We start from the raw sequence: 24184 nt of genomic DNA on the forward strand, positions 1-24184 counted from the left end.
ATATGAAAATCCCCTTGAAAATTTTTTACAAGGGGATTTTTATTAACTATTAATTTATCCTTGTGTAACAGTTAAATCTTCACCAATTTCCTTTAATCTCTCTTCAACCTGATCATTTGTTAAACCATGTTCCTTCACATATAAATTCCTTGGATGCACTCTGCATTCATGTGTACAGCCGCGTAAATATTTATGCTCATTTTCTTCGGAACAAATGATTTGTTTATTACATTCCGGGTTAGCGCAATTAACATAACGTTCACATGGTTCGCCGGTGAAATAATCTTTTCCGACTATAACATGTTCTGTTTGGTTAACAGGAACACTAATCCGTTCGTCAAAAACATAGCATTGTCCATCCCACAATTTCCCCTGTACTTCCGGGTCTTTTCCGTAGGTTACAATTCCACCATGCAATTGCCCAACATCCTCAAATCCTTCTTTAACCAGCCAGCCGGAAAACTTTTCACAGCGAATACCACCTGTACAATAGGTCAAAATCTTTTTCCCTTCGAACTGCTGCTTATTTTCGCGAATCCATTCTGGAAGCTCACGAAAGGCTTTAATATCGGGACGAATCGCCCCTCTAAAATGACCTAAATCAAATTCATAATCATTTCTCGCATCGATGACAACCGTCTCGTCATCCTGCATCGCTTCAAAGAACTCTTTTGGACTTAAATGCTTACCAGTAATTTGATTTGGGTCAATATCATCTTCTAAGCGAAGTGTTACAAGCTCGGAACGAGGACGGACATGCATTTTTTTAAAGGCATGAACATCTGCTTCGTCCACTTTAAACACCATTTCCGCGAAACGTGCATCCTCTTTCATGGTTTTCATATATTGGTCAGTCTGCTCAATCGTCCCAGACACAGTTCCATTGATCCCTTCACCCGCCACAAGAATGCGTCCTTTTAGACCAAGGTCTTTACAAAACTGCAGATGCTGTGCGGCAAATTCCTCTGGATTTTCGATTGGTACATACATGTAATAAAGCAGTACTCTATATGGTTTGTTTTCTGTCATAATTCTCTACCCCTATCTGATTATATTTGCAAGATATAAGCATTTGGGTTTATTCTTACAAATTTGTTGTTGAAAAAAGTCGAGCTTTTCTCCTAAAGTATAATTTTTATACAAAAAGGCGTAAATTGCAATGGGAATAATTGTTTTTTACGCAGCTACATCCCGCTTTTTAAATATTACGAAGGCTAAAAGCTGGAAAATCACAAAATAAAGCAGCAGCATGAGAATCGAGAAGGGCAATGTCATTCCCTCTACCAATGGTGTTCCTTCGAAATACTGCATTAAATCCGTATTGGCAAACAATATATATTTTGCCCAGGAGTATTTAAGTGAGATCAAAGCAGTAAATTGCGCTCCGGTAAACAATAGAAAAAGAGATAAACCGATCGCCAGCGAACTATTCCGAAATACTGAAGAAATCATGAACGCCATTGTCGCCAGCATAATCATATCAATGGAGCTTAAGCCATAATAAATTAACAAATGGATGACAATATTTTGCTCAGTAACATGGCCATTATAATAATTTAAATACGGTATTGATTTATCCGGCATGCCAAAAAGAACCGCCCCAAGTATCGTTGAGAATAGAAACAGTATAGCTAATAGAAATAGAGCATACAGGATGACCGTAATATATTTAGCAGCTAATATTTTGCTCCGGTTAATCGGTCTTATTAACAGCAACTTGATAGTGCCCCAGTTAAATTCACTTGCGACGATCCCCGCGGAAATGATAATGGTAAATAACCCCGCCAGCATGATGAGTTCTGACGCATCCTTCACAAATGTCCAAACATTATATTTTTCACGAGGCGGAAAATTGTGCTTGATCCGGTATTCATTAATGGCAATTTCCTTTTTGAAAAATTGCTGCTCCACTTTTGAGCTGCTTTGCTGCAGCTGCCGCTTTAAAGCGTCATTCTCCTGCTGCAAATTTTGGGTCCAATGCTGATCAATCACTTCCGGCCCTTTTTCCTGATATTTAAAAAAGGCACCGACTATCGCCGTGGCAATGATCAGAATCGTAATCATCACATAAGTCCCCGGCCGTCTAAAAATCTTCATCCATTCATTTTTGATTAAATTAATCACGGTTTTCAGCCCCCTTATTTCCCGTAACTTCAAGGAAGCGGTCCTCTAACGTTTTTGCCGTTTCTTTTACTGCATAAATTTGAATTTCTTCTGCCTGCGCTAGCATTTTTATTAGTTTAGGAATTTCTTCCTTGGGCAACTCAACGGTTATTCCGTTTCTTGACAGGCTGGTCCGAACGTCAGGGTATGATGACCGAATTAAATCGAGGGCTATTTCACTTGGAGTAAGCTCTAGCTCATAAAAGGTCTCTTTGCCGCTGACAAATTCTTTTACCTGCTGCACATCGATTAATTTCCCATTTTGAATAATGCCAATCCGGTCGCACATCATTTCCATTTCCGACAGAAGGTGGCTTGAAACAATAACCGCCATATTTTTTTCACGGGCTAACAGCCTGACATAATCGCGAATTTCTCTAATTCCAGCGGGATCGAGCCCATTTGTCGGCTCATCAAGAATAAGGACATCCGGGTCATGCAGAAGGCACTGTGCCAGCCCCAACCGCTGCCTCATTCCGAGCGAATACGTTTTGACCTTGTCGTTGATCCGGTCTGTTAGGCCAACCAGCTTCACCGTTTCAGCGATTTTTTCCTTCGTAATCCCTTTCGACATCCGTGCATAGTGAACAAGATTTTGATAACCGGTAAGGAATTTATACATTTCCGGGTTTTCAACAATAGCTCCGATATGGCCGACCGCCGCTTCAAAGTCCGTTTTAATGCTTGAGCCGCCGATAGTGATATCCCCAGAAGAGATTCCCATCAACCCGACAATCATCCGAATCGTCGTAGTCTTCCCGGCACCATTCGGCCCAAGGAATCCAAACACCTCACCTTTATTTACTTGAAAACTAATATTGTCAATGATCGTTCTTCCCTTAATCACTTTAGTTACATTTTTAAGTTCAACAATAGATTCCAAACTCGTACTCCCCTCTACTGCAAATTGCTGCTACTACAGTTTACCTTATTGTGGCGGAATTTTCCTGTTTTGTTATGTTTTTAAATGTTAACAAAAGGTTCAATTATCTTTCTACATATTTCAATATTTTTCTATAAAATATTGGTTGTAAGACCCACAATTATGAGAGGGAGTGCCTGAGGACTTATGATACTATTAAAACCGCGTGTTGAGTCTGACGAACTAAAAATACTGAGATTTTTAAATAATCGAATGATTCTCCCAGTAAAAGATAAAAAACGTTACATCTATCTGGAAAAAGGCTATAGAGGTGAAATGTTTTTTGATCAATTAACCGCTGACCTACAGCCCAAATTCTACATAATTAACGATTTATGCCTGGAATTTAACAACTCTGTATTTCAAATTGACACTACAATTATTGCTCAAGATAAAATTTTTCCAATCGAAGTAAAAAACTACGAGGGTGATTTTTATTATGATAATGATTCCAAAGGCTTCTTTACGTTAGCTAAAGACGAAATAAAAAATGCACTAGACCAGTTGAAACGAAGTAAATCATTACTTAATCCTTTACTTAAAAAACATGGGTTTTATTTACCTCTTGAAGGCTACGTCACCTTTGTTAACCCTGAATTCACACTTTATCAAGCCCCATTGAATGAACCAATTGTTTATCCAACACAGTTAAATAAATTTATGGAGAAACTTAATAAGATACCTTCAAAATTAAATGAGCGTCACAAAAAGCTTGCTGAACTATTAATTTCGATGCATCAAACCGATTCGCCATATAAACGTCTGCCGCCTTATGAATACCACCAAGTTGAAAAAGGGTTGACCTGTGCTAAGTGTCAGTCTTTTGTTCCTTCAGTGAGTGGAAAGTACTTTACGTGTATATGTGGGTATAAAGAGGACGTCGAAACTGCTATAATACGCAGCGTAAGAGAAATTCAATTACTGTTTCCAAATTTAAAAATTACTACAAATCTTGTATATGAATGGTGTATGGTGATTCATTCTAAAAAGGTAATTAGGGAAGTCCTTAAGAAAAATTTTGTAGTTGTGGGTGATAGACATCTTAGATATTACATATAAAATTTATGAGTACTCTTTTCCTCTTTTTGGTTGATGGTAAATCTAGTCAATTGACCAATTTGGAGGATTTTTCTCTTTTTGAGGCAATGAAATACGGTGCATTGACCTTTTTTAATGAGTTTCTCCTTTTTTGGGCAATGGAACCCTAGTGCATTAACCTTTTTCAATGAGTTTCACCTTTTTCGGGCAATGAAACCCTAGTCCATTAACCTTTTTCAATGAGTTTCACCTTTTTCGGGCTATGGAACCCTAGTCCATTAACCTTTTTCATAGAATTTCACCTTTTTTGGGCTATGCAACCCTAGTCCATTGACCTTTTTCAATGAGTTTCCCCTTTTTCAGGCAATGGAACCCTAGTCCATTAACCTTTTTCAATGAGTTTCACCTTTTTCGGGCAATGGAACCCTAGTCCATTGACCTTTTTCAATGAGTTTCACCTTTTTCGGGCAATGGAACCCTAGTCCATTGACCTTTTTCAATGAGTTTCCCCTTTTTCAGGCAATGGAACCCTAGTTCATTGACCTTTTTCAATGAGTTTCATCTTTTTCGGGCAATGAAACCACGGTGTATTGACCTTTTTTAAAGAGTTTCCCCCTTTTTTCGGCAATGGAACACAGCTGCAATGATCTTTTTATAAAAAAACCCCAAACCATCAAAGAAAGATTCAGGGCCCTCAAACCAAACCAAAACAAACCAAACCTATTTCTCATCGCTCACACGTTGAATCTTAATATCCTTAAGAAGCTCTCTTACAACATAGCTTGCCATGATTAAGCCGCATGCGGACGGCACGAACGCATTTGACGATGGCGGCATTTTTGCCTTCCGAATCTCGGCCTCATCGTTGCCGACTACTTTCCGGACATCTTCACGAATGACGATTGGACTTTCGTCGGAAAAGACCACCGGAATCCCTTTGCGTATCCCCTCTTTTCGCAGCTTCGTACGGATCACCTTAGCAATCGGGTCCGTGTGAGTTTTCCAGATATCAGCTATTTTGAAGCGGGTCGGATCCATTTTGTTAGCCGCACCCATGCTGGAAATAATTGGAATATCACGCTTCAAACATTCCTTCATCAAATGAATCTTATACATAATCGTGTCAGATGCATCGACGACAAAATCCAAATTATGGCCAAAAATTTCTTCATAGGTTTCTTCGGTATAAAACATTTTTAACGAAATCACTTCGCAATCGGGATTAATATCTTTAATCCGTTCTTCCATGATTTCAACCTTTGGCCGGCCAATAGTGGAAAGCAGTGCAATCAATTGGCGATTTACATTTGTGATATCCACATCGTCTTTATCGATTAAAACTAAGCGGCCTACGCCTGAGCGGGCAAGCGCTTCCGCCGCAAATGAACCAACACCGCCGACGCCAAGGACAGCAACGGTGCTGTTTTTCATGATATCAAGACCTTCTTTACCGATCGCAAGCTCATTACGAGAAAATTGATGCAGCATGATGTTCACTCCAAATTTATTCAAATTGATTTTTTTTATTTTTCACCTTAAAAAATATATCATACCATTCTATAAAAACAAGTATTTTTATAGGAATTATGAACATAAATTGCAAAATAAAAACCCCCCGCAGCCAGCAGGAGGTTAAAATCGCAAAAGAAAAGAGTCCCAATAATGCCGTCGCTTTAGATCCCTTGTTTTGATCCCGCACACAGCAGGTGGGTGTTCTATTCCTGATATTGCAAGTCCCCATACTCGTCAATGAGCGGGGCATTTGCGCAACCAAGAAACTCCGGACTCCCAATAAAAATATGTTCGGTCAAAACTTCAGGTAACACAACGTACATTTCAGGACTCTTCTTTGATTGAGTTTATATTAGCATATTTTGAAGCATCATTCAAGATTTCTTGAAAGCGAATTCTTGTTATTTATTAACATTTAGTGCCAAATTTAATTCCTTTAGTTGCGCCTCTGAAACTTCGCCTGGTGCATCAGTTAACAGACAGCTCGCGCTTGCTGTTTTTGGAAAAGCAATCGTATCTCTTAGGTTTGAGCTTCCGGCAAGAAGCATCACTAAGCGGTCGAGACCGATGGCAATTCCGCCGTGTGGAGGTGTTCCATATTCGAAGGCATTTAACAGGAACCCAAATTGCTCTTGTGCTTCCTCTGGTGTGAAACCAAGAACCTTAAACATTTTTTCCTGAATGTCACGTTCGAAAATCCTTAAGGAACCGCCGCCAAGCTCATAGCCATTTAATACAATGTCATAGGCCTGGGCACGTACTTTAGAAGGATCGCTGTCAAGAAACTCCAAATCTTCTCGGAAAGGCATCGTAAATGGATGGTGGGCTGCATAATAACGTCCCTCTTCCTCATCATACTCTAACAGCGGCCAATCTGTAACCCATAAGAAATTAAACTTGCTTTGATCAATTAGATCAAGCTCTTTACCAAGCTTCAGTCTCAGAGCTCCTAAAGCATCAGCGACAACGCTCTTCTTATCAGCAACAAATAACAATAAGTCACCTTCAGCTGCTTCTAATGTTGCTTTGATTGCTGCCGAATCTTCTTCTGAGAAGAACTTGGCAATTGGTCCTTTAAGTCCTTCGACATCGACCTTTAACCATGCAAGGCCTTTAGCGCCATATACGGCCACAAATTCGGTTAAGGCATCAATGTCTTTCCGGGAATACTTATCAGCTGCTCCTTTGACATTAATGGCTTTTACTTGACCGCCCCCGGCAACTGCCGAAGCAAACACCTTAAAGCCCGATTCTTTGACGATTTCGGAAACATCTACTAGCTCAAGTCCGAAGCGGGTATCCGGCTTATCTGAACCGTAGCGGCTCATCGCTTCGTCATAGCACATCCGCGGGAACGGAACAGTAACTTCGATTCCTTTTACTTCCTTCATGAGCTTAGACATCATGTTTTCCATTAATGCTATAATATCGTCTTGGCTTAAAAAGCTGGTTTCGATATCGACTTGCGTAAATTCCGGCTGGCGGTCTGCACGAAGATCCTCATCACGGAAGCAGCGGGCTATTTGATAATAACGTTCAACTCCGCCGACCATCAACAGCTGTTTGAAAAGCTGCGGCGATTGCGGCAGGGCATAGAATTCACCTGGATGCACACGGCTTGGTACTAAATAGTCACGGGCCCCTTCAGGTGTGCTTTTTGTTAAAATTGGTGTTTCGATATCTAAAAACCCCTCCGAATCAAGGAAATTTCTGATGGTTTTAGTCACCTGATGACGCATTTTTAATGTTTCAAAAATAACCGGACGACGGAAGTCCAAGTAGCGGTATTTCAAACGGATATCTTCAGAAGCATCTGTTTTATCGGAAATCATAAATGGCGGAGTTTTCGCCTCATTTATAACTGTTACCGTTTCAACCTGAAGCTCAATTTTCCCAGTTTTAAGATTTTCGTTAATTGTCTGCGGGTCGCGGGCTACGACCGTCCCCACCACATCGAGCACATATTCATTGCGGATGGACTCGGCAATTTCCAATGCTTCTTTGGAAACGTCAGGATTAAAGACAATTTGTACAATCCCTGTTCGGTCGCGTAAATCAATAAAGATCAACCCGCCAAGGTCGCGTCGTTTTTGGACCCACCCTTTTAATGTAACCTTTTCGCCAACTGCTGTTTCTGGCACTTCACCACAAAAATACGTCCTGCCAAACATCACTGTTATATCCCCCTTATTGTTGCAGCTCCTGAAAATATTCAATGAAAGAATCAAGTGCTACCTCTACTTGTTCTCCTGTTTCCATGTTTTTCACATTAATAATATTGTTCTTTAGCTCATCATCGCCAAGTATCGCGACATATCGAGCATTTAGGCGGTCAGCTGCCTTAAATTGCCCCTTAAATTTACGGTCGAGATAATCTCTTTCTGCGGAAAAACCTGCAAGACGCAGCTTTTGCAAGAGCCCCACGGTATAATCCTTTGCCTCTTCGCCAAGGGCCGCCAAGTAGCAATCGATTCCCTCATTTATATTTGTATCAACGCCCTCTGCTTTTAGAGCTGCGATAAATCGTTCAATACTTAAAGCAAAGCCGATCCCAGGTGTCTCCGGTCCGCCAAGTTCCTCAGCAAGACCATTGTAGCGCCCGCCGCCGCAAAGTGTGGTTATGGCGCCAAACCCTTCGGCATCACTCATTACTTCAAACGTTGTGTGATTATAATAATCCAAGCCGCGGACAAGATTAGAATCCACTTCAAAAGGAATATCCAGCATCGTTAAGTATTTTTGAACTTTTTCAAAATAAACCTTTGACTCCTCATTTAAATAATCGAGAATCGAAGGTGCACTCTCCATTAATTCGTGGTCGCGGTCAACCTTGCAGTCAAGAATACGAAGCGGATTTTTCTCAAGCCGTTTTTGGCAGTCGGAACAAAATTCACCGATTCTTGGCTGGAAGTGTTGGATCAAGGCATCCCGGTGTGCCTGACGAGACTCCTTATCACCGAGGCTGTTAATGATCAGCTTCAGCTTTTTAAGACCCATTTCTTTGTATAAATTCATCACCAAGGAAATAACTTCTGCATCAATTGCCGGATCGTTGCTTCCGAGCGCCTCTACGCCAAACTGGACAAACTGGCGGAAACGTCCTGCCTGCGGGCGTTCATAGCGGAACATCGGTCCCATGTAATAAAGCTTCACCGGCTGCTTGGCATAGCCAAACATTTTTTTCTCCACAAATGAGCGTACGACCGGAGCAGTTCCTTCAGGTCTTAGTGTAAGGCTTCGGCTGCCGCGGTCTTCAAAAGTGTACATTTCTTTTTGAACAATATCGGTCGTGTCACCAACGCCCCTGGAAAAAAGTTCAGTATGTTCGAAAATCGGGGTACGGATTTCTTGATATTGGTATTTCTCACAAAGCTCTCTTGCTTTCTGTTCAATCTGCTGCCATAACTCGACATCACCTGGCAGAATGTCTTGTGTTCCTCTAGGTATACTGATAGACATTTGTAAGTCCTCCTTTTAAAAAAATGGTTATGTAATGGGTTCCTTTGAAAAAATGAAACGCCATGATGGTTTTCAAGGCAAATAAAAAAACTCCCACCCCTTGTAATAATACAAGGGACGGAAGTTTGGATCCGCGGTGCCACCCTAGTTGAAAAGCATTGATCCATGCTTTTCCTCTCAAACAGTTAACGCCTGTTACGTTCTTCTCCTACTAGAGACTGGCTTTTTCAGAGAGAAACCTACGGAGTGTTCCTTCATTAAGATTCATGCAGAAATGCTTTCAGCCTGGGGCATTTCTTCTCTTTTCATGGAAATGGCCTTAACTACTGTGCTCCATCATTGGTTATTTCAAGTTTTAAGTTTATTTAATAATAATACGGAGCAACTGTAGTAATGTCAAGTAAAGATTAAGACCTCTCAAGGTGTTTTTTTAAATTTCTGACATCCCTCATCGATAGGCCAAATTCCGATGCCAATTCAACCGGGGTCGAATGCTGCTCCTTTTGTAAAAAATCATGAAAATCAACGCCGAAAAGCCGTCCTTCCATGGATTGTACATTCATTCCTTTTTCGCTCGCACGCATTTTCCTCACTCCTCAACATGTCTTCCATTGCTGTTTATTATCTCCATTAGTCATCGAAAAATTTCATCAACCACTAATTTTTACCCAAAATTGGCATAAGAGGAATGATTTTCAGAATATTTTGCGTTAAAATGAATATGGACATTTTAATTAGGGAGGAGACCATGAAGAAAAAATCTTGCCTATTTCTAGTAATCGTCATTCTAATTTGTCAAGCCTTCCTGCCACATGGAAAAGCTTATGCAGCAGGCAGCGGGGAAACTGTAACGATTGGTACCGATGTTGTTAATATTCGCAGCGGTCCCGATTTAAGTTATCCTTTAACAGCCATCGCCAAACGAGGTGAAAAATATGAAATCGTACAAGAGCAAGGAGATTGGATAGAAATCCGCTTCGCTGTTTCCAAAACCGGCTGGCTTGTTAAATGGCTGGTAGTGAAAGACAATGAGCAAGCACAGCCTACCGCAGCTACTCCAAAAAACACACAAAATTCACAGAGTTCGTCTCAAGGACCGCAAAATACTCAAGTAAAACCTGCTGCTGCCGTCATTGGATACGTGAATGCCGATACGTTAAATATCCGCTTGGAGCCATCGGCCACAAGCACCGTAGTGGGAAAATTAGGAATAGGGACTATGGTGTCAATTTATCATAGCCAAAATAATTGGCTGGAAATTGGCTATGCCGGTCTAAGAGGCTGGGTAATCTCGGAGTTTATTAATCGTGATGGACAAACTGCTACTAAGGCAGGATCTGAAAACTATCTTCAAAATAAAACCATCGTTATTGATCCGGGCCATGGAGGAGGAGACAACGGTACAACCGGGGCAAATGGTACGCTCGAGAAAAAGCTGACGTTGAAGACGGCCTATCTGCTCTATGATAAACTAAAAGCCGCTGGAGCAAACGTCTTTCTGACCAGGAATTCAGATACCTATCTGTCACTCTCATCAAGAGTGATGATGGGTCAGGTCAATCAAGCAGATGCCTTTATCAGCCTGCATTATGACAGCAATCTGGACCCAACACTCCGGGGTACGACCGGCTATTACTATCATGCCTATCAAAAGGCACTTGCTGTTGCCCTGTTCAATGCAACAGTGGAAAAAACCAAATTATTCAACCGCGGCGTCCGCTTCGGAGACTACCATGTCATTAGAGAAAACAGCCAGAACGCCGTATTAATCGAGCTCGGCTATCTAAGCAACCCCGAAGAAGAAGCCATTCTAAATTCCAACACGTACCAAGCAAACGCCGCAACCGGTCTATACAACGGACTCGTACAATACTTTAAAGAGCATAACTAACAACGAAGGGTGTCAGGCACCATGTGAAATTTTCACATGGTGTCTGACACCCTTATTTTACTTTTTGCTTTCGACAATCAACGTAACGGGACCGTCGTTGATTAGCTGGACGTCCATCATAGCGCCGAAGATTCCGGTTTCGACTTTGACGCCTTTGTCGCGTAGCATTTGGTTAAATGTATCATAGATTTGGACGGCATGCTCAGGTCTTGCCGCGTTAATGAAGCTCGGTCTTCTCCCATTTGCACAATCACCGTAAAGGGTGAATTGGGAGACAGAAAGAATGTCTCCGCCTGCATTAAGCAGGGAAAGATTCATTTTTCCATTTTCATCTTCAAAGATTCGTAAATTTACAACTTTATCTGCTAAATAGGCGGCGTCCTCCACTGTATCATCATGGGTAACCCCAACTAGCAGAACGAGTCCTTTTGAGATTTGTCCGGTTATTTCCCCATCAACTGTAACTTTTGCCTCTTTACTGCGCTGAAGAACAACTCGCATTACAATTACTCCTTAATTCATCATCCGGCGGACAGAATAAATGTCCGGGATTTGTTTAATCCGGTCGACAACCTTGTGTAAATGGTTCACATTATGAATGGCAATCGACATACTGATCGTCGCCATTTTATTGCGGTCCGTCTTGCCGGTTACTGCAGAAATATTCGTTTTTGTCTCGTTCACAGCCTGCAGGACTTCGTTAAGAAGTCCCCTGCGGTCGAATCCGCTGATTTCAATATCCACATTGTATTCCTTGCGGTCATTCAATGAAGATTCCCACTCTACTTGAATCAAACGGGACTGTGCATCATTGGTATCAATATTAGTGCAATCGGCGCGATGGACGGAAACTCCGCGGCCCTTTGTAATATAGCCGACAATCTCATCCCCAGGAACCGGGTTGCAGCATTTCGATAAGCGTATGAGTAAATTATCGATGCCTTGTACACGGACACCGGATTCCCGCTTTTTCGTTGACGGGAATGCTTTTAAATCTGCAACCGCATTGGTGATGCTTTCAGCCTGCTCTTGATCCCGTTTCTTACGCCATTTTTCCGTTAAGCGGTTCGCCACCTGCAGGGCTGTGACACCATTATAGCCGACGGCCGCATACATATCTTCCTCATTGGTAAAATTAAACTTCTCAGCAACCTTTTTAAGATTTTCCGAAGTTAAGATTTCTTTAATATCAAACTCCATATTGCGAATTTCTCGTTCAACGAGCTCTTTCCCTTTGACCACATTTTCCTCGCGGCGCTGCTTCTTAAAGAAGGCACGAATCTTGTTCTTAGCCTGAGAAGTTTGCGCCAGCTTCAGCCAGTCTTGGCTTGGGCCATAGGAATGCTTTGAGGTAAGAATCTCGACGATATCACCGGTTTTAAGCCTGTAATCAAGCGTGACCATTTTGCCATTGACTTTAGCACCAATGGTTTTATTCCCAATTTCAGAGTGAATCCGGTAAGCAAAATCAATCGGAACCGAACCAGATGGGAGTTCAATAACATCGCCTTTTGGAGTGAAAACAAACACCATATCAGAGAAAAGATCGATTTTTAACGATTCCATAAACTCTTCCGCATTGGACGTATCGTTTTGGAACTCTAAAATTTCCCTGAACCAAGTTAATTTTTGCTCAAAGGTCGAGCTGTCATTAACCGTTTTGCCTTCTTTATATGCCCAATGCGCGGCAACCCCGAATTCCGCAATCCGGTGCATTTCAAATGTGCGGATCTGCACTTCCAGCGGGTCCCCTTTAGGACCAATAACGGTTGTATGCAGCGATTGATACATATTTGTCTTAGGCATGGCAATATAATCCTTGAAACGGCCAGGCATTGGCTTCCAGCACGTATGGATAATTCCCAAGACGGCATAACAATCCTTGATGCTTTTTACCACAATTCTGACGGCAAGCAAATCATATATTTCGTTAAACTGCTTATTTTGCAATGCCATTTTCCGATAAATGCTGTAAATATGCTTAGGGCGTCCGGAAATTTCCGACCTAATAGAAACTTCGTTCATCCTGTCTTTTACTTCATCAATGACATCATCAAGGTATTGCTCCCGCTCTGCCCGCTTCTTTTTCATCAAATTGACAATCCGATAATATTGCTGCGGATTCAAGTAGCGTAGTGCCGTATCCTCCAACTCCCACTTAATCTTGGAGATTCCAAGACGATGGGCTAAAGGTGCGAAAATTTCAAGTGTTTCATTTGAAATCCGACGCTGCTTTTCAGCCGGAAGATGTTTGAGCGTCCTCATATTATGCAGACGGTCAGCAAGCTTAATCAGAATCACCCTGATGTCCTGTGCCATGGCGACAAACATTTTCCGATGATTTTCGGCCTGCTGTTCCTCGTGCGATTTATATTTAATTTTCCCTAATTTGGTTACCCCATCGACAAGCATAGCCACTTCAGCGTTGAAAGATTCTTCGATATCCTGTAAGGTTACGCTGGTATCTTCCACTACATCGTGAAGAAAACCGGCTGCGACCGTTGATGGATCCATTTCCAAGTCTGCCAGAATCCCGGCAACCTGAATGGGATGGATGATATACGGTTCGCCCGATTTTCGATATTGTTCACGATGAGCATGTTTGGCAAACTCATAGGCTTTCTTGACCTGTGCCACATGCTCTTCATTTAAGTATTTTCTAGTCTTGTCGATGACTTGGTCGGCTGTTAACACTTGATCATTCGCCATAAAAATCACCTTTATTTTTATCTCATTATCATAAGCTATCAACGGCTTATTAGAGTATTTGATATTCAATGAATCGTCTGAAAAAACAGTTACTAAATTAGAATGATTGTTACTATTATCGAAAAAAATCGCGTAGATGTAAAGAGATTCAAACTTTTTTTCGTAAAAAATGAAATTTATGTCGATTTTTCTGTTACTTAGGTGAAATATAAAACACTATATAAAGAGAGCACTCTCCATTTGAGTGCCCTCTTACAATCGTTAATACATCATTAATGATAGGATATCATATCCGTCAAGTTTTTTCCTGCCGTCCAAATAAGATAATTCAACTAAGAAAGCGATTCCAGCCACAACACCGCCAAGCTGCTCAACTAGTTGAATTGTTGCATCAATTGTACCGCCGGTAGCTAATAAATCATCAGTGATCAACACGCGCTGTCCAGGCTTGATCGCATCTTTATGGATAGTCAATACATCTTTACCATATTCAAGTCCATAGCCGACTTTTATCGTTTCACGAGGAAGCTTGCCTTCTTTTCGTACCGGTGCAAACCCTACTCCAAGTGCATAGGCCACTGGACAGCCAATAATAAAGCCGCGAGCTTCAGGTCCGACAATAATATCAATTTGTTTATCTTTAGCATAATCAACAATTTGATCTGTTGCATATTTATAAGCTTCGCCATCATTCATTAATGGGGTAATATCCTTAAATACGATTCCTTGTTTCGGATAATCCGGAACGATTGCTACAAATTGTTTTAAATCCATTGTTTAACTTCCTCCTCAATTTCAACTGATTCCTCGATAATGTTCGAAAACCAAGTCTTTAATTCCTCAAAGGAGGAAAACAATAAATCTTTTTCAAGAGCTGATTGTGCCTGCTTTTGCAGAAAGGTTTTCGAGTCAGTTAAATCGCGTTTCTGTGGTTGATTATTTAAGGTAATAAATCCATTGTTTATTGTAACAAAATCTAATTCAGAAAACACCTTTGACATAAAGATAATCGTTTCCCGCGACCAGCCTTTAAGTTTCGCAATATCATCTCCATAGCGCTTAAGGTCAACAGGTCCTTTTTTCAATAAGAAGCCATAGTACCATTTAAAATGCTCCCGTGTTGGTACAGTACTGAAAAAGTCGCTCGATGCTTTGTAAAAATAAGCATAAATACGTGCGGGCTCTTTCCCTTTCAATAAGTGGATGAGAATCTCCTTAGACGGCGGGAAGTCTACTAAGGCAATATTTTTATGGTAGCCGTCAAACGCTTTTGCCGCCTCAGCATCCTCAATATAAATCGTCTCCACACCAAGATGTGAATTCATTTTTTCCACATACTGTTTATTAAAAACAATAATCTGTCTATTTTCAGCCGGAACGGTTGATGGAATGCTATAAATCCGCTTCTGTCCGCGAAAATCAAATAACTGCCACGAATTCACAGCGATGTCTTGGACAAAAATTTGTGGTTTACGTATATTGTTCCATTCATTGATGGATAATTCTCCGATTAATGATATTTTTGAAGCGGGAGAAATTTCATCCACCACTGCTCCTAGCCCAAACCCTACACCATCCAAATTTCCGGCGGGATCATTAACAGTAATTTTCAAATGATTTTGTTCGCTGCCAATTTTTCGGATATTAGCGATTTCAACATTATTAATAAGTACCTTGGGCTTCGGATTATCTACCCCAAACGGCGCAAGCATGGCAATTTCATCCAATGATGATAAATGAACCTCATCCAAATGCACTTCTTCATCAAGATACGTGACCGGAATAAAATCTTCCTCCGTCAGCAATTCAAATGCACGGGCATTTAATTTTTCACGCAGTTCTGCCACATCATCCAGCTTTAAGGTCATCCCTGCTGCCATCGGATGGCCTCCAAAATGCGGAAGGATATCTCTTAGCGTTGATAAATTTTGAAACAGATCAAATCCTGGAATACTTCGGGCGGACCCCTTCGCTAAACCCTTTTCCGGGTCAAAGCTTAAAACAATCGCAGGACGATAATACTTTTCTACCAGCTTCGAGGCAACAATGCCAATTACCCCGGCATTCCAGCCTTCCTTCCCGATAACTAGGACTCTATTATCGTCAATTGGATAGTTGCTTTCTACCTCAGCAATTGCTTCCTCTGTTATGGTATGAACGATAGACTGCCGTGATTTATTGAAACCTTCCATCTCTTCAGCAAGATATTCAGCTTCTTCCGAGTCCTCACATAAAATAAGATCTACTGCTAAATCGGCATCCGCTAACCGCCCAACAGCGTTTATTCGGGGAGCAATCGTAAAGCCGATGGTTTCTTCGTTAATCGTCATCGGATCGACACCCGCTAGTTTAAAAATAGCCCGAAGACCAATATTTTTCGTTACTTTTAATTTTTCCAGACCTCTTTTGGCAATTAAACGATTTTCCCCTGTTAAAGAAACAAGGTCTGCAATCGTTCCAATAACGGCTATTTCAAATAAATGCTCCGGCAGTCTGCCATAAAGTGCATGGGCTAATTTAAAGGCAACACCGACACCTGCCAGTTCCCGAAACGGATACGTACTGTCTGGGAGTTTCGGGTGAATGATGGCCAGTGCTTCCGGAATGACGGGTCCCGGTTCGTGGTGGTCAGTAATGATGAGATCAATTCCCAGTTCCTTCGCGACATTGGCCTCATGTACCGCCGCAATCCCGGTGTCAACAGTTATGATCAATTTAATACCGGTTTCGGCCGCCTGTCGAAAAGCGGCTTCATTCGGACCATAACCTTCTGTAAAACGATTAGGAATATAAAACTGAACGTCAGCACCTAAATCTTTAAGTGTCAGCATTAATACAGACGTACTGCTGACTCCATCAGCGTCATAATCCCCAAAAATCAATATTGGCTCTTTCTCATCTATCGCAGTTCGAATCCGCTTGACGGCAATATCCATTCCTTTAAACAAATAGGGATCGTGAAACTCATCCTTTCCAAATAAAAAAAACCGTGCGGAGGATGCAGAATCAAATCCACGGTTAACAAGCAATGATGCAGCAAGAGGAGTAATGTTTAATTCAGATGCAAGCTGTTCAGCTTTGTGACGGTCAGAATCACGCACAACCCATCTAGTTTTCGGTTTTAACATCTTTCACGTTCACCTCTCAGACTTTCTTATTATACAGGAGCGCAAACCCGCTTTCAATCATTGCGATAAGAAAAATGAAACCGCAGAACAAATCTGCGGTTTCATTTTTGCTATTACACCTGTGGCTGATCTGAGTATTTTCTCTTTTCTTTCACGGTTTTGATAACACCTTTTTTCTTAAGCTCCCGTGTCTTAAAGACATACCATAGTGGACCAGCTATACAGATGGAGGAATATACCCCAACCATTAAGCCGACAAATAACGCAATCGAGAAGTTACGGATTGACTCGCTGCCAAAGATAACGAGCGCAATGACAGTAACTAATACAGTAAATACAGTGTTAATCGATCGTGTTAAGGTTTGCCGGGTACTTACATTTAATACGTCAGCAATATCAGCCGGAGTTTTAAGACGTTTTTTCTTTTGCATATTTTCGCGCATTCGGTCAAAGGTTACGATGGTATCGTTAATCGAATAACCAACAATCGTTAACACAGCAGCGATAAACGTTAAATCTACCTCGAGTCTTGTGATGCTGAAGAACGCCACCATAAAGAAGGCATCATGCAGCAAGGAGATAACCGCCGCTATAGCCATATATAATTCAAAGCGAATACTAACATAAATGATAATTCCGATGGCAGCAATGATCAAAGCAATAATGGCGTTTTTCGCCAATTCCTTCCCAACGGTTGGAGAAACGGTGCTTATACTTGGCTCGGAACCAAATTCTGTTTTAAAATCATTTTTCAACTTGGCAATCTGATCCTTAGAAAGAACGGTAACCAGCCTTGCTGCGGCCCTTTCCTGCTTTTCACCAGATATGACAACATCATCCGTTGTTAAACCTTGTTCCTTAAACGCATCGTTAACGATTTCAGTTGTTAATGGCTTATTAGACAAAACTTCTACACGAGTCCCGTTTGAAAAATCAATCGACAAGTTTAAACGCATGACAATCAGAACGATTAAACCAGCAATAAGCAGGACACTTGAAATGGTAAAAAACTTCTTCCGATTCTTTACAAAATCTAGTTTATCGAAACGAGTTGGCAGGTCTAATGTATCAAAGTTTTCCTTTAAGTCATGAATGTCAGACTGCTTAACACCAAACCAGCTTGGTTTCTTCTTAAAGATGCCGCTGTGCACCCATAGGCCAAGGAATAGACGTGAACCATAAACAGCAGTTAAAAAGCTCATTAGAATACTGATGATTAACATCGTTGCAAACCCTTTAACAGAGCTATTACCATAGAAGAAAAGAACGGCAGCTGTTAGGATCGTTGTCAGGTTCGAGTCAAGAATTGAGGTAAACGCATTTTTCTCCCCTGCTTGGAAGGCAGATTTAATCGATTTCCCAACCTTAAGCTCTTCTTTGATCCTTTCATAGGTGATGATATTTGCGTCTACCGCCATCCCTACCCCGAGAATAATCGCGGCAATACCCGGCAGCGTCAGCACTCCATTCATCCAATCAAAGATTAATAGGACTAAATAAATATAGATGCTTAAAGTTACGCAAGCAATGAAACCAGGGAAACGGTAATAGAAAAGCATAAACAAATAGATAATCGCAACCCCGATGATTCCTGCAAAAATAGTATCATTTAATGCCTTTTCACCAAATGTAGCGCCTACGGAAGTAGAGGACTCTTCTATAAGTTTCACAGGCAATGATCCTGCATTTAATAAATCAGCCAATGATTTAGCCTCTTGCGCTGTAAAATTACCAACGATCGAAACTGTATTTTGGTTAAATACCTCTTTAACTGTTGGTGCTGATAAATATTTTGGATTTTTCTTACCAGCTTCTTGTTTAAAGGAGTCTTTTCCTTCTTCAAAATCAAGCCAGATCACGAGTAGATTTGTACCGTACGGCTTGCTGGAAATTTCTTTCGTTACATTTGCAAACTTGTTAGCATCTTTTAATGTTAAAGATACACTTGGCTTTCCTTCTTCATCAAAAGTCTGTTTTGCGCCGCCTTGTTTAAGGTCGGAGCCGTCCATCATCAGCTTATCATCGATATCCCTGAAGGATAGATTGGCCTGAGTGGATAAAATTTCACGGGCTTTATTCTGGTCCTTTACCCCGGCAAGCTGAACACGAATCCGATTTTTACCCTCAATTTGAATACTTGGCTCACTTACACCAAGAACATTAATCCGCTTATCAAGCGCCTCAGCGGTGCTGGCCATTACGTCTTTGTCAATTTTTTGACCCTTTTTCGCCGGCTCAACCGTGTATAAAACCTCGAAGCCGCCTTGGAGATCCAATCCAAGCTTAATATTGTGTACAATGTCTTTTGCCGTTACTCCAATTGTGCTGCCAAAGAGCAGTACAAGTAAAAAGAAAGCAACGATTCTACTTCGTTTTACCATTATGTATTTTTTCCTCCCTTAATGCGCGCGCCTGAAACAGAAACGTACAAGCATTATTTAAGTAAAATAAAGCCGCTTTTTTCATTATGAAATAATCAGGAATAACTGTCAATTTACAAAAAATGAAAAGCGGTCTGTAGTTAGAGAATTTATTTCAATAATTCTTTCAATTCGTCTTCATCGTTTAATGAAAACTCGGCAGTTTTATAAGACTCAATGGTAGCAAAGCTAATGAAATCACTCACCTTTACAGCGAGAATATCCTCAATGATTTCATAAAGATGAATTTCTTCCTTCGTTTTTCTCCACTTTTTCTTTGTTAGAAAATCCCATAGTTCAATAACTGTTACTGAATCGTACCCAAGCAAGTGAAACTCGTCCAATTTACTGACTAATGCCGGCTTTACTTCTGTCCGAAATCCCTCATATGCATGGCCCTGCTCCATATAAACTGCCTCCCCTGTTTTGAACCTTCAAGTTTAACGCCTAACTTGTCATGCTTTGTCCACCATGGTGCATATAGTTAATTGTATATGAATTCCTCTTTTTTGAGAAGGTGGGAAGTTGAATGTCGAAATTTATAAAAGGAACTTTTATCCTCTTGGCTGCAGGTCTTGTTACAAGAGTCCTTGGTTTTATTTATCGAATTGTTTTAGCACGCAGCATTGGTGAAGAGGGTGTCGGTTTATATATGATGGCATATCCAACATTTATCCTTGTTGTGACGCTCGTTCAGCTGGGTCTGCCGGTGGCCATCTCCAAAAATGTTGCCGAAGCCGAAGCAAAGGGCAATTATGCAGAAATAAAAAAGATCTTAGTCGTATCTCTTGCGATTACAATAACGTTATCGATCGTTATTACACCTGCGTTAATAATGCTAGCACCGCTGCTTTCTTCTACCATGTTTACAGATTCAAGAACATTTTACCCATTAATCGCGATTACACCGGCGATTCCGATTATAGCCGTATCTTCCGTTTTACGGGGCTACTTTCAAGGGAGACAGAATATGCAGCCTTCCGCTACCTCGCAAATTTTAGAGCAGGTAGTCAGAATCACCCTTATTGCGGTGATGACAAAAGCATTTCTTCCATATGGTATTGAATATGCGGCCGCTGCCGCGATGGCGGCTTCCGTCTTGGGTGAATTGGTTTCCCTTATTTATTTGGTAACGACATTTAAATTTAAGAAACGCTTTAGGCTGAGGAAAAACTTTTTCAAATTTATCCAAGCGGGAAAGGATACGTTTAAAGATTTAATGGAGATTGCCCTGCCCACGACGGGAAGCAGGATGATTGGGTCAATTTCGTGGTTTTTTGAACCGATTGTTGTGGCTCATAGCTTGGCGATTGCAGGAGTCATAGCAGGGGAAGCAACTAAACAATACGGGTCGTTGACCGGTTATGCCATGCCGCTGTTAATGCTGCCGTCTTTTGTTACTTTTTCGCTGGCAACATCCTTAGTACCGGCAATCAGTGAAGCCAACTCGCGGAAAAACTATAAACTAATTGAATACCGCTTAGAGCAGGCATTACGGTTCGTTTTTTTATCCGGGGGATTAGCCGTTATTGTGCTTTATGTACTCGCGGACCCACTGATGGAGCTGATGTATGGCTCAACAAAAGGCTCTTATTTAGTCCGTTTGATGGCACCGTTTTTTATCATTTATTATTTCCAAGGCCCATTGCAAGCCGTGCTTCAGGCGCTAAACCTTGCAAGAGCGGCAATGATTAACAGCTTAATCGGGGCGGTTGTAAAAACAGCAGTTATCTTTGTATTGGCTTCACAAGCGTCATTTGGCATTACCGGGGCAGCGCTGGGGATCATTGTCGGCTTTGTATTAGTTACCTTTCTTCATTTGGCAACAGTCATGAAACAAGTATCATTTTCTATATATGTTCGCGATTATGCAAAGGGGTTTCTCGTCATGGGGGCGGCAGGATGGGTTGGTTATTGGCTTTTTGAAAATTTCATGAGCAACGAACTTTTGATTATTAGAGTATTAATTTCATTAATTGCCATGACGCTTGCATATGCCTTTTTGCTTGTAATCCTAGGTTTAATTAAAAAGGATGATCTCATTAGAATTCCGTGGATTGGGAAATTTTTCACAGCCAGTTAAAAGACACGCACTAGGGATAGGCGTGTCTTTTATTCATAATCCTTTAAATCAATAAAAAACTTCCCGTTTTCATAGCTGCAAAATGATATTTTTTTTATATCACGGTATCCCTTCTTTTTCATTTCCTGCCGAAGCCAGAGATTCGTTTTATTAATTTTACTAAGCCCCTCTTCCCTAATGTTTCCATCCATAATCAGAGGAATCGTAATATCGCCATTTTTTTTCGGGTTCTTTGGCTTCGTGGGATCCTCCATTTTTTCAATAACGGATAATTTCCCGGATGTCTCTAGGATAGCAAATTCCACATCTTGAATACTTCTCACATCTTTCTCGCGCAACTGCATCATTAAATCATCAAAATTATAACGATGCTTTCTCATGGCTTCCTCATCAACCTTTCCCCGATTAATAATAATCGTAGGCTTCCCATCTACAAGGTCACGAAATTTTTTACTTTTTAATGACATAAGGGCAAGTGTGATTTGAATCGCCATTAACAAAATCATAGGTACGATTGTATGAAATAAAGGATCTTTGGTATTTTCAATTGCAATCACGGCCATTTCACCTATCATAATAAAGACAACTAAATCCAAGATGCTAAGTTCACCGATTTCCCGCTTCCCCATAAATCTAAATATTAAAAGCAGAACGATGTATAAAATCAAAGTTCTAAAAATGATATTTAAATAAACTATCACGTTTGGACTCCCCTTTCAAAACGTTACAACTCTTATTGTTTATCAATCCTTAACATTTCATTTCCGGAATAAAATCCCAACTCAACATCTGCTATCTTGCCATGAAAATTTTAATTCTACTTTCAAACGAGCTTGAATATGCTTGTACTAGGAAAGAATCTGTTCCATTGCTAACAGATTAAAAAAACAAATAAATAATAGTTGGCCACGAGGCTTAAGGGGGAGAGAAAAATCGAGTCAAAAAGCTTTGGTACATCAATTTTGTACGGGTTAATCTTTATTTTTGCCTTTGCAGCTGTCTCCAGCCTAATTGTATCTTCAATTATGAGATTTACATCCGCCGGTGAAACATCGCTTCAATACATCGTTACTGCAATCTCATTTATTGCATTGTTTGGCGGGGGCTTTTTATCCGGAGGAAAGCGAAAGGAAAAGGGCTGGCTGATTGGCGGGATCACGGGGCTGATTTACTCACTGATTGTATTCTTATTTCAATTCTTGGGGTACGACCGCTTATTCGACGCCGAACAATTAATTTATCATACATGTTATACATTAATTGCAATGATGGGCGGCATTCTCGGAGTCAATATTTCCACTAATAACTCTAGATCCGCATAAATTTCACGTTATCCGCGAATCAAAAATCAAGTATAAAAAAAGGAAGCCGCAAAAATAAATCGGCTTCCTTTTTTATGCTTTTTTAAGCTTGTGCTTCCTTACCTGCTTCCGTTACCTCACGAATCGCATTGCGATCATATGTAAGACGGCTGCCATCGCCACACTTAATTACGGCTTTGCTTTCATCGATCGAATCGATGATGCCATGCAAACCGCCAATGGTGACAATCTTATCACCCTTTTTTAGGTCCCTTTGCATCTGTTGAACTGCTTTTTGGCGTTTTTGCTGTGGACGGATTAATAAGAAATAAAACAACACAAACATTAGAATCAATGGAAGAATTGTACCTAACCCACCTTGCATACTGTTCCCCTCCTTTCAAAATAGCATCTATTAGAAATTTCTTGCGTTTGGCTTATTAAACCCGTAACGCTCAAAAAATTCTTCGCGGAAATCACCAAGCCGGTCTTCTTGAATAGCTTGTCTGACTTTCTCCATTAATTTTAACAGAAAATAGAGATTATGGTAAGATGTTAAACGAATTCCAAATGTCTCATTGCAGCGAATTAAATGACGGATATAGGCTCTGCTGTAATTTTTACATGTGTAGCAGTCACACTCAGGGTCAAGCGGACCGAAATCTCGAGCATATTGAGCATTTTTCACGACTAAGCGGCCTTTGCTTGTCATTAATGTTCCGTTTCGTGCAATCCGCGTCGGCAGGACGCAGTCAAACATATCCACACCGCGGATGGCCCCGTCAATTAAGGAATCCGGAGATCCGACACCCATTAAATAACGCGGTTTATTACTTGGCAGAAGCGGTGTAGTGAATTCCAGCATGCGATTCATAATATCCTTCGGCTCACCAACTGACAGGCCGCCAATCGCATAACCTGGAAAATCAAGAGACACAAGATCCTGCGCACTTTGCTTCCGCAGTTCCTCATATTCCCCGCCTTGAACGATGCCGAATAACCCTTGATCTTCAGGACGCTGATGCGCTTGTAAACAGCGCTCGGCCCATCTTGAAGTCCGTTCCACTGAATTTTTCATATATTCAAATGTGGCTGGGTATGGCGGGCATTCATCAAAAGCCATCATAATATCAGAACCAAGGGCATTTTGGATTTCCATCGCTTTTTCCGGGGATAAGAATAATTTTTCCCCGCTTAAATGATTACGGAAATGGACGCCTTCTTCTTCAATTTTACGGAATTCACTTAGACTAAACACCTGGAAGCCGCCAGAATCAGTAAGAATCGCCCGGTCCCAATTCATAAATTTATGTAGGCCGCCTGCTTCCTTAATAATTTCATGTCCCGGGCGAAGCCATAAGTGATAGGTGTTACTTAAAATGATCCCTGCACCCATCCCCTTAAGCTCTTCCGGAGCCATTGTTTTCACGGTTGCCAATGTTCCAACCGGCATAAACGCCGGGGTATCGAAGGAACCGTGCGGTGTATGGACTTTGCCGAGACGTGCGCCTGTTTGTTTACACGTTTTAATTAATTCGTAACGAATCGCAGTCAAATT

The 24184-nt window shown here is 41.1% G+C and carries 20 protein-coding genes, 1 other RNA gene and 1 other annotated feature; of the genes, 4 read left to right on the forward strand and 17 right to left on the reverse strand.

Translation table 11 applies throughout. From position 1 onward, the window contains the following. Positions 1-54 precede the first annotated feature (54 nt). The 3 genes from trhO to A6749_RS04770 form a co-directional block, all read right to left on the reverse strand. Positions 55-1029 (reverse strand): oxygen-dependent tRNA uridine(34) hydroxylase TrhO, encoded by a 975-nt coding sequence (gene trhO, locus A6749_RS04760; RefSeq protein WP_066385846.1) that lies wholly within the window; start codon positions 1027-1029, stop codon positions 55-57. A gap of 147 nt (positions 1030-1176) precedes the next feature. Then, positions 1177-2124 (reverse strand): ABC transporter permease, encoded by a 948-nt coding sequence (locus A6749_RS04765; RefSeq protein WP_066385848.1) that lies wholly within the window; start codon positions 2122-2124, stop codon positions 1177-1179. After that, entirely contained in the window at positions 2117-3046 is a 930-nt protein-coding gene (locus tag A6749_RS04770; RefSeq protein ID WP_066385850.1) for an ABC transporter ATP-binding protein, read from the reverse strand. Before A6749_RS04770 ends, A6749_RS04765 begins: the two co-directional genes overlap by 8 nt. 186 nt (positions 3047-3232) lie before the next feature. Here A6749_RS04770 and A6749_RS04775 point away from each other — a divergent pair, with 186 nt between their 5' ends. Continuing rightward, positions 3233-4144 carry a nuclease-related domain-containing protein gene (locus A6749_RS04775; protein ID WP_236719622.1) on the forward strand — a complete coding sequence of 304 codons (912 nt, stop codon included), beginning with the start codon at positions 3233-3235 and terminating at the stop codon, positions 4142-4144. A gap of 699 nt (positions 4145-4843) precedes the next feature. Here A6749_RS04775 and A6749_RS04780 read toward each other — a convergent pair. The 5 genes from A6749_RS04780 to A6749_RS28570 form a co-directional block, all read right to left on the reverse strand. Then, complete coding sequence (locus A6749_RS04780) at positions 4844-5611, reverse strand: tRNA threonylcarbamoyladenosine dehydratase (protein ID WP_066385852.1); 768 nt, start codon at positions 5609-5611, stop codon at positions 4844-4846. Positions 5612-5772: 161 nt separating this feature from the next. Next, positions 5773-5969, reverse strand: a non-coding RNA gene (gene ssrS / locus A6749_RS04785) — 6S RNA. A gap of 67 nt (positions 5970-6036) precedes the next feature. Then, entirely contained in the window at positions 6037-7806 is a 1770-nt protein-coding gene (aspS, locus tag A6749_RS04790) for an aspartate--tRNA ligase (RefSeq protein ID WP_066385855.1), read from the reverse strand. 16 nt (positions 7807-7822) lie between these two features. Continuing rightward, positions 7823-9094 (reverse strand): histidine--tRNA ligase, encoded by a 1272-nt coding sequence (gene hisS, locus A6749_RS04795; RefSeq protein WP_066385857.1) that lies wholly within the window; start codon positions 9092-9094, stop codon positions 7823-7825. Between the two features lie 110 nt (positions 9095-9204). Further along, positions 9205-9443, reverse strand: a binding site (T-box leader). A gap of 58 nt (positions 9444-9501) precedes the next feature. Beyond that, positions 9502-9678 carry a hypothetical protein gene (locus A6749_RS28570; RefSeq protein ID WP_164745684.1) on the reverse strand — a complete coding sequence of 59 codons (177 nt, stop codon included), beginning with the start codon at positions 9676-9678 and terminating at the stop codon, positions 9502-9504. Between the two features lie 164 nt (positions 9679-9842). Between A6749_RS28570 and A6749_RS04805 the strand changes: the two genes are divergently transcribed. Then, positions 9843-10985 (forward strand): N-acetylmuramoyl-L-alanine amidase, encoded by a 1143-nt coding sequence (locus A6749_RS04805; protein ID WP_066385862.1) that lies wholly within the window; start codon positions 9843-9845, stop codon positions 10983-10985. Positions 10986-11042: 57 nt separating this feature from the next. Here A6749_RS04805 and dtd read toward each other — a convergent pair whose 3' ends face one another. The 6 genes from dtd to A6749_RS04835 all read right to left on the reverse strand — a co-directional run bounded on the left by dtd (position 11043) and on the right by A6749_RS04835 (position 19649). After that, positions 11043-11486: a D-aminoacyl-tRNA deacylase gene (gene dtd / locus A6749_RS04810; protein ID WP_066385864.1), complete on the reverse strand. Its 444-nt coding sequence runs from the start codon at positions 11484-11486 to the stop codon at positions 11043-11045. 12 nt (positions 11487-11498) lie between these two features. Then, the gene (locus tag A6749_RS04815) at positions 11499-13694 is read right to left on the reverse strand and encodes a RelA/SpoT family protein (protein ID WP_066385866.1); all 2196 of its coding nucleotides are present in this window, start codon (positions 13692-13694) and stop codon (positions 11499-11501) included. A gap of 261 nt (positions 13695-13955) precedes the next feature. Further along, on the reverse strand, positions 13956-14468 hold the full coding sequence (locus A6749_RS04820; RefSeq protein ID WP_066385867.1) for an adenine phosphoribosyltransferase: 513 nt from the start codon (positions 14466-14468) through the stop codon (positions 13956-13958). Continuing rightward, positions 14459-16822 (reverse strand): single-stranded-DNA-specific exonuclease RecJ, encoded by a 2364-nt coding sequence (gene recJ / locus A6749_RS04825; protein WP_066385869.1) that lies wholly within the window; start codon positions 16820-16822, stop codon positions 14459-14461. Before recJ ends, A6749_RS04820 begins: the two co-directional genes overlap by 10 nt. A gap of 113 nt (positions 16823-16935) precedes the next feature. Beyond that, positions 16936-19203: a protein translocase subunit SecDF gene (secDF, locus tag A6749_RS04830; protein WP_066385872.1), complete on the reverse strand. Its 2268-nt coding sequence runs from the start codon at positions 19201-19203 to the stop codon at positions 16936-16938. A 149-nt stretch (positions 19204-19352) separates the two neighbouring features. Further along, positions 19353-19649, reverse strand: a complete 297-nt coding sequence (locus tag A6749_RS04835) for a post-transcriptional regulator (protein ID WP_066385874.1) — start codon at positions 19647-19649, stop codon at positions 19353-19355. A 122-nt stretch (positions 19650-19771) separates the two neighbouring features. Here A6749_RS04835 and spoVB point away from each other — a divergent pair, with 122 nt between their 5' ends. Continuing rightward, entirely contained in the window at positions 19772-21325 is a 1554-nt protein-coding gene (gene spoVB / locus A6749_RS04840; RefSeq protein ID WP_066385876.1) for a stage V sporulation protein B, read from the forward strand. Between the two features lie 29 nt (positions 21326-21354). Here the strand turns inward: spoVB and A6749_RS04845 are convergent, their stop codons facing one another. Further along, positions 21355-22026 (reverse strand): DUF421 domain-containing protein, encoded by a 672-nt coding sequence (locus tag A6749_RS04845; protein ID WP_066385877.1) that lies wholly within the window; start codon positions 22024-22026, stop codon positions 21355-21357. Positions 22027-22287: 261 nt separating this feature from the next. Here A6749_RS04845 and A6749_RS04850 point away from each other — a divergent pair, with 261 nt between their 5' ends. Beyond that, complete coding sequence (locus A6749_RS04850; protein ID WP_084797636.1) at positions 22288-22647, forward strand: TIGR04086 family membrane protein; 360 nt, start codon at positions 22288-22290, stop codon at positions 22645-22647. A gap of 82 nt (positions 22648-22729) precedes the next feature. Here A6749_RS04850 and yajC read toward each other — a convergent pair whose 3' ends face one another. Beyond that, entirely contained in the window at positions 22730-23011 is a 282-nt protein-coding gene (gene yajC, locus A6749_RS04855) for a preprotein translocase subunit YajC (RefSeq protein ID WP_066385882.1), read from the reverse strand. A gap of 30 nt (positions 23012-23041) precedes the next feature. Next, positions 23042-24181: a tRNA guanosine(34) transglycosylase Tgt gene (gene tgt / locus A6749_RS04860; RefSeq protein WP_066385885.1), complete on the reverse strand. Its 1140-nt coding sequence runs from the start codon at positions 24179-24181 to the stop codon at positions 23042-23044. Between the last annotated feature and the right edge of the window lie 3 nt (positions 24182-24184).

It is taken from the genome of Neobacillus mesonae (genome assembly GCF_001636315.1).
Classification (GTDB): domain Bacteria; phylum Bacillota; class Bacilli; order Bacillales; family Cytobacillaceae; genus Neobacillus; species Neobacillus mesonae.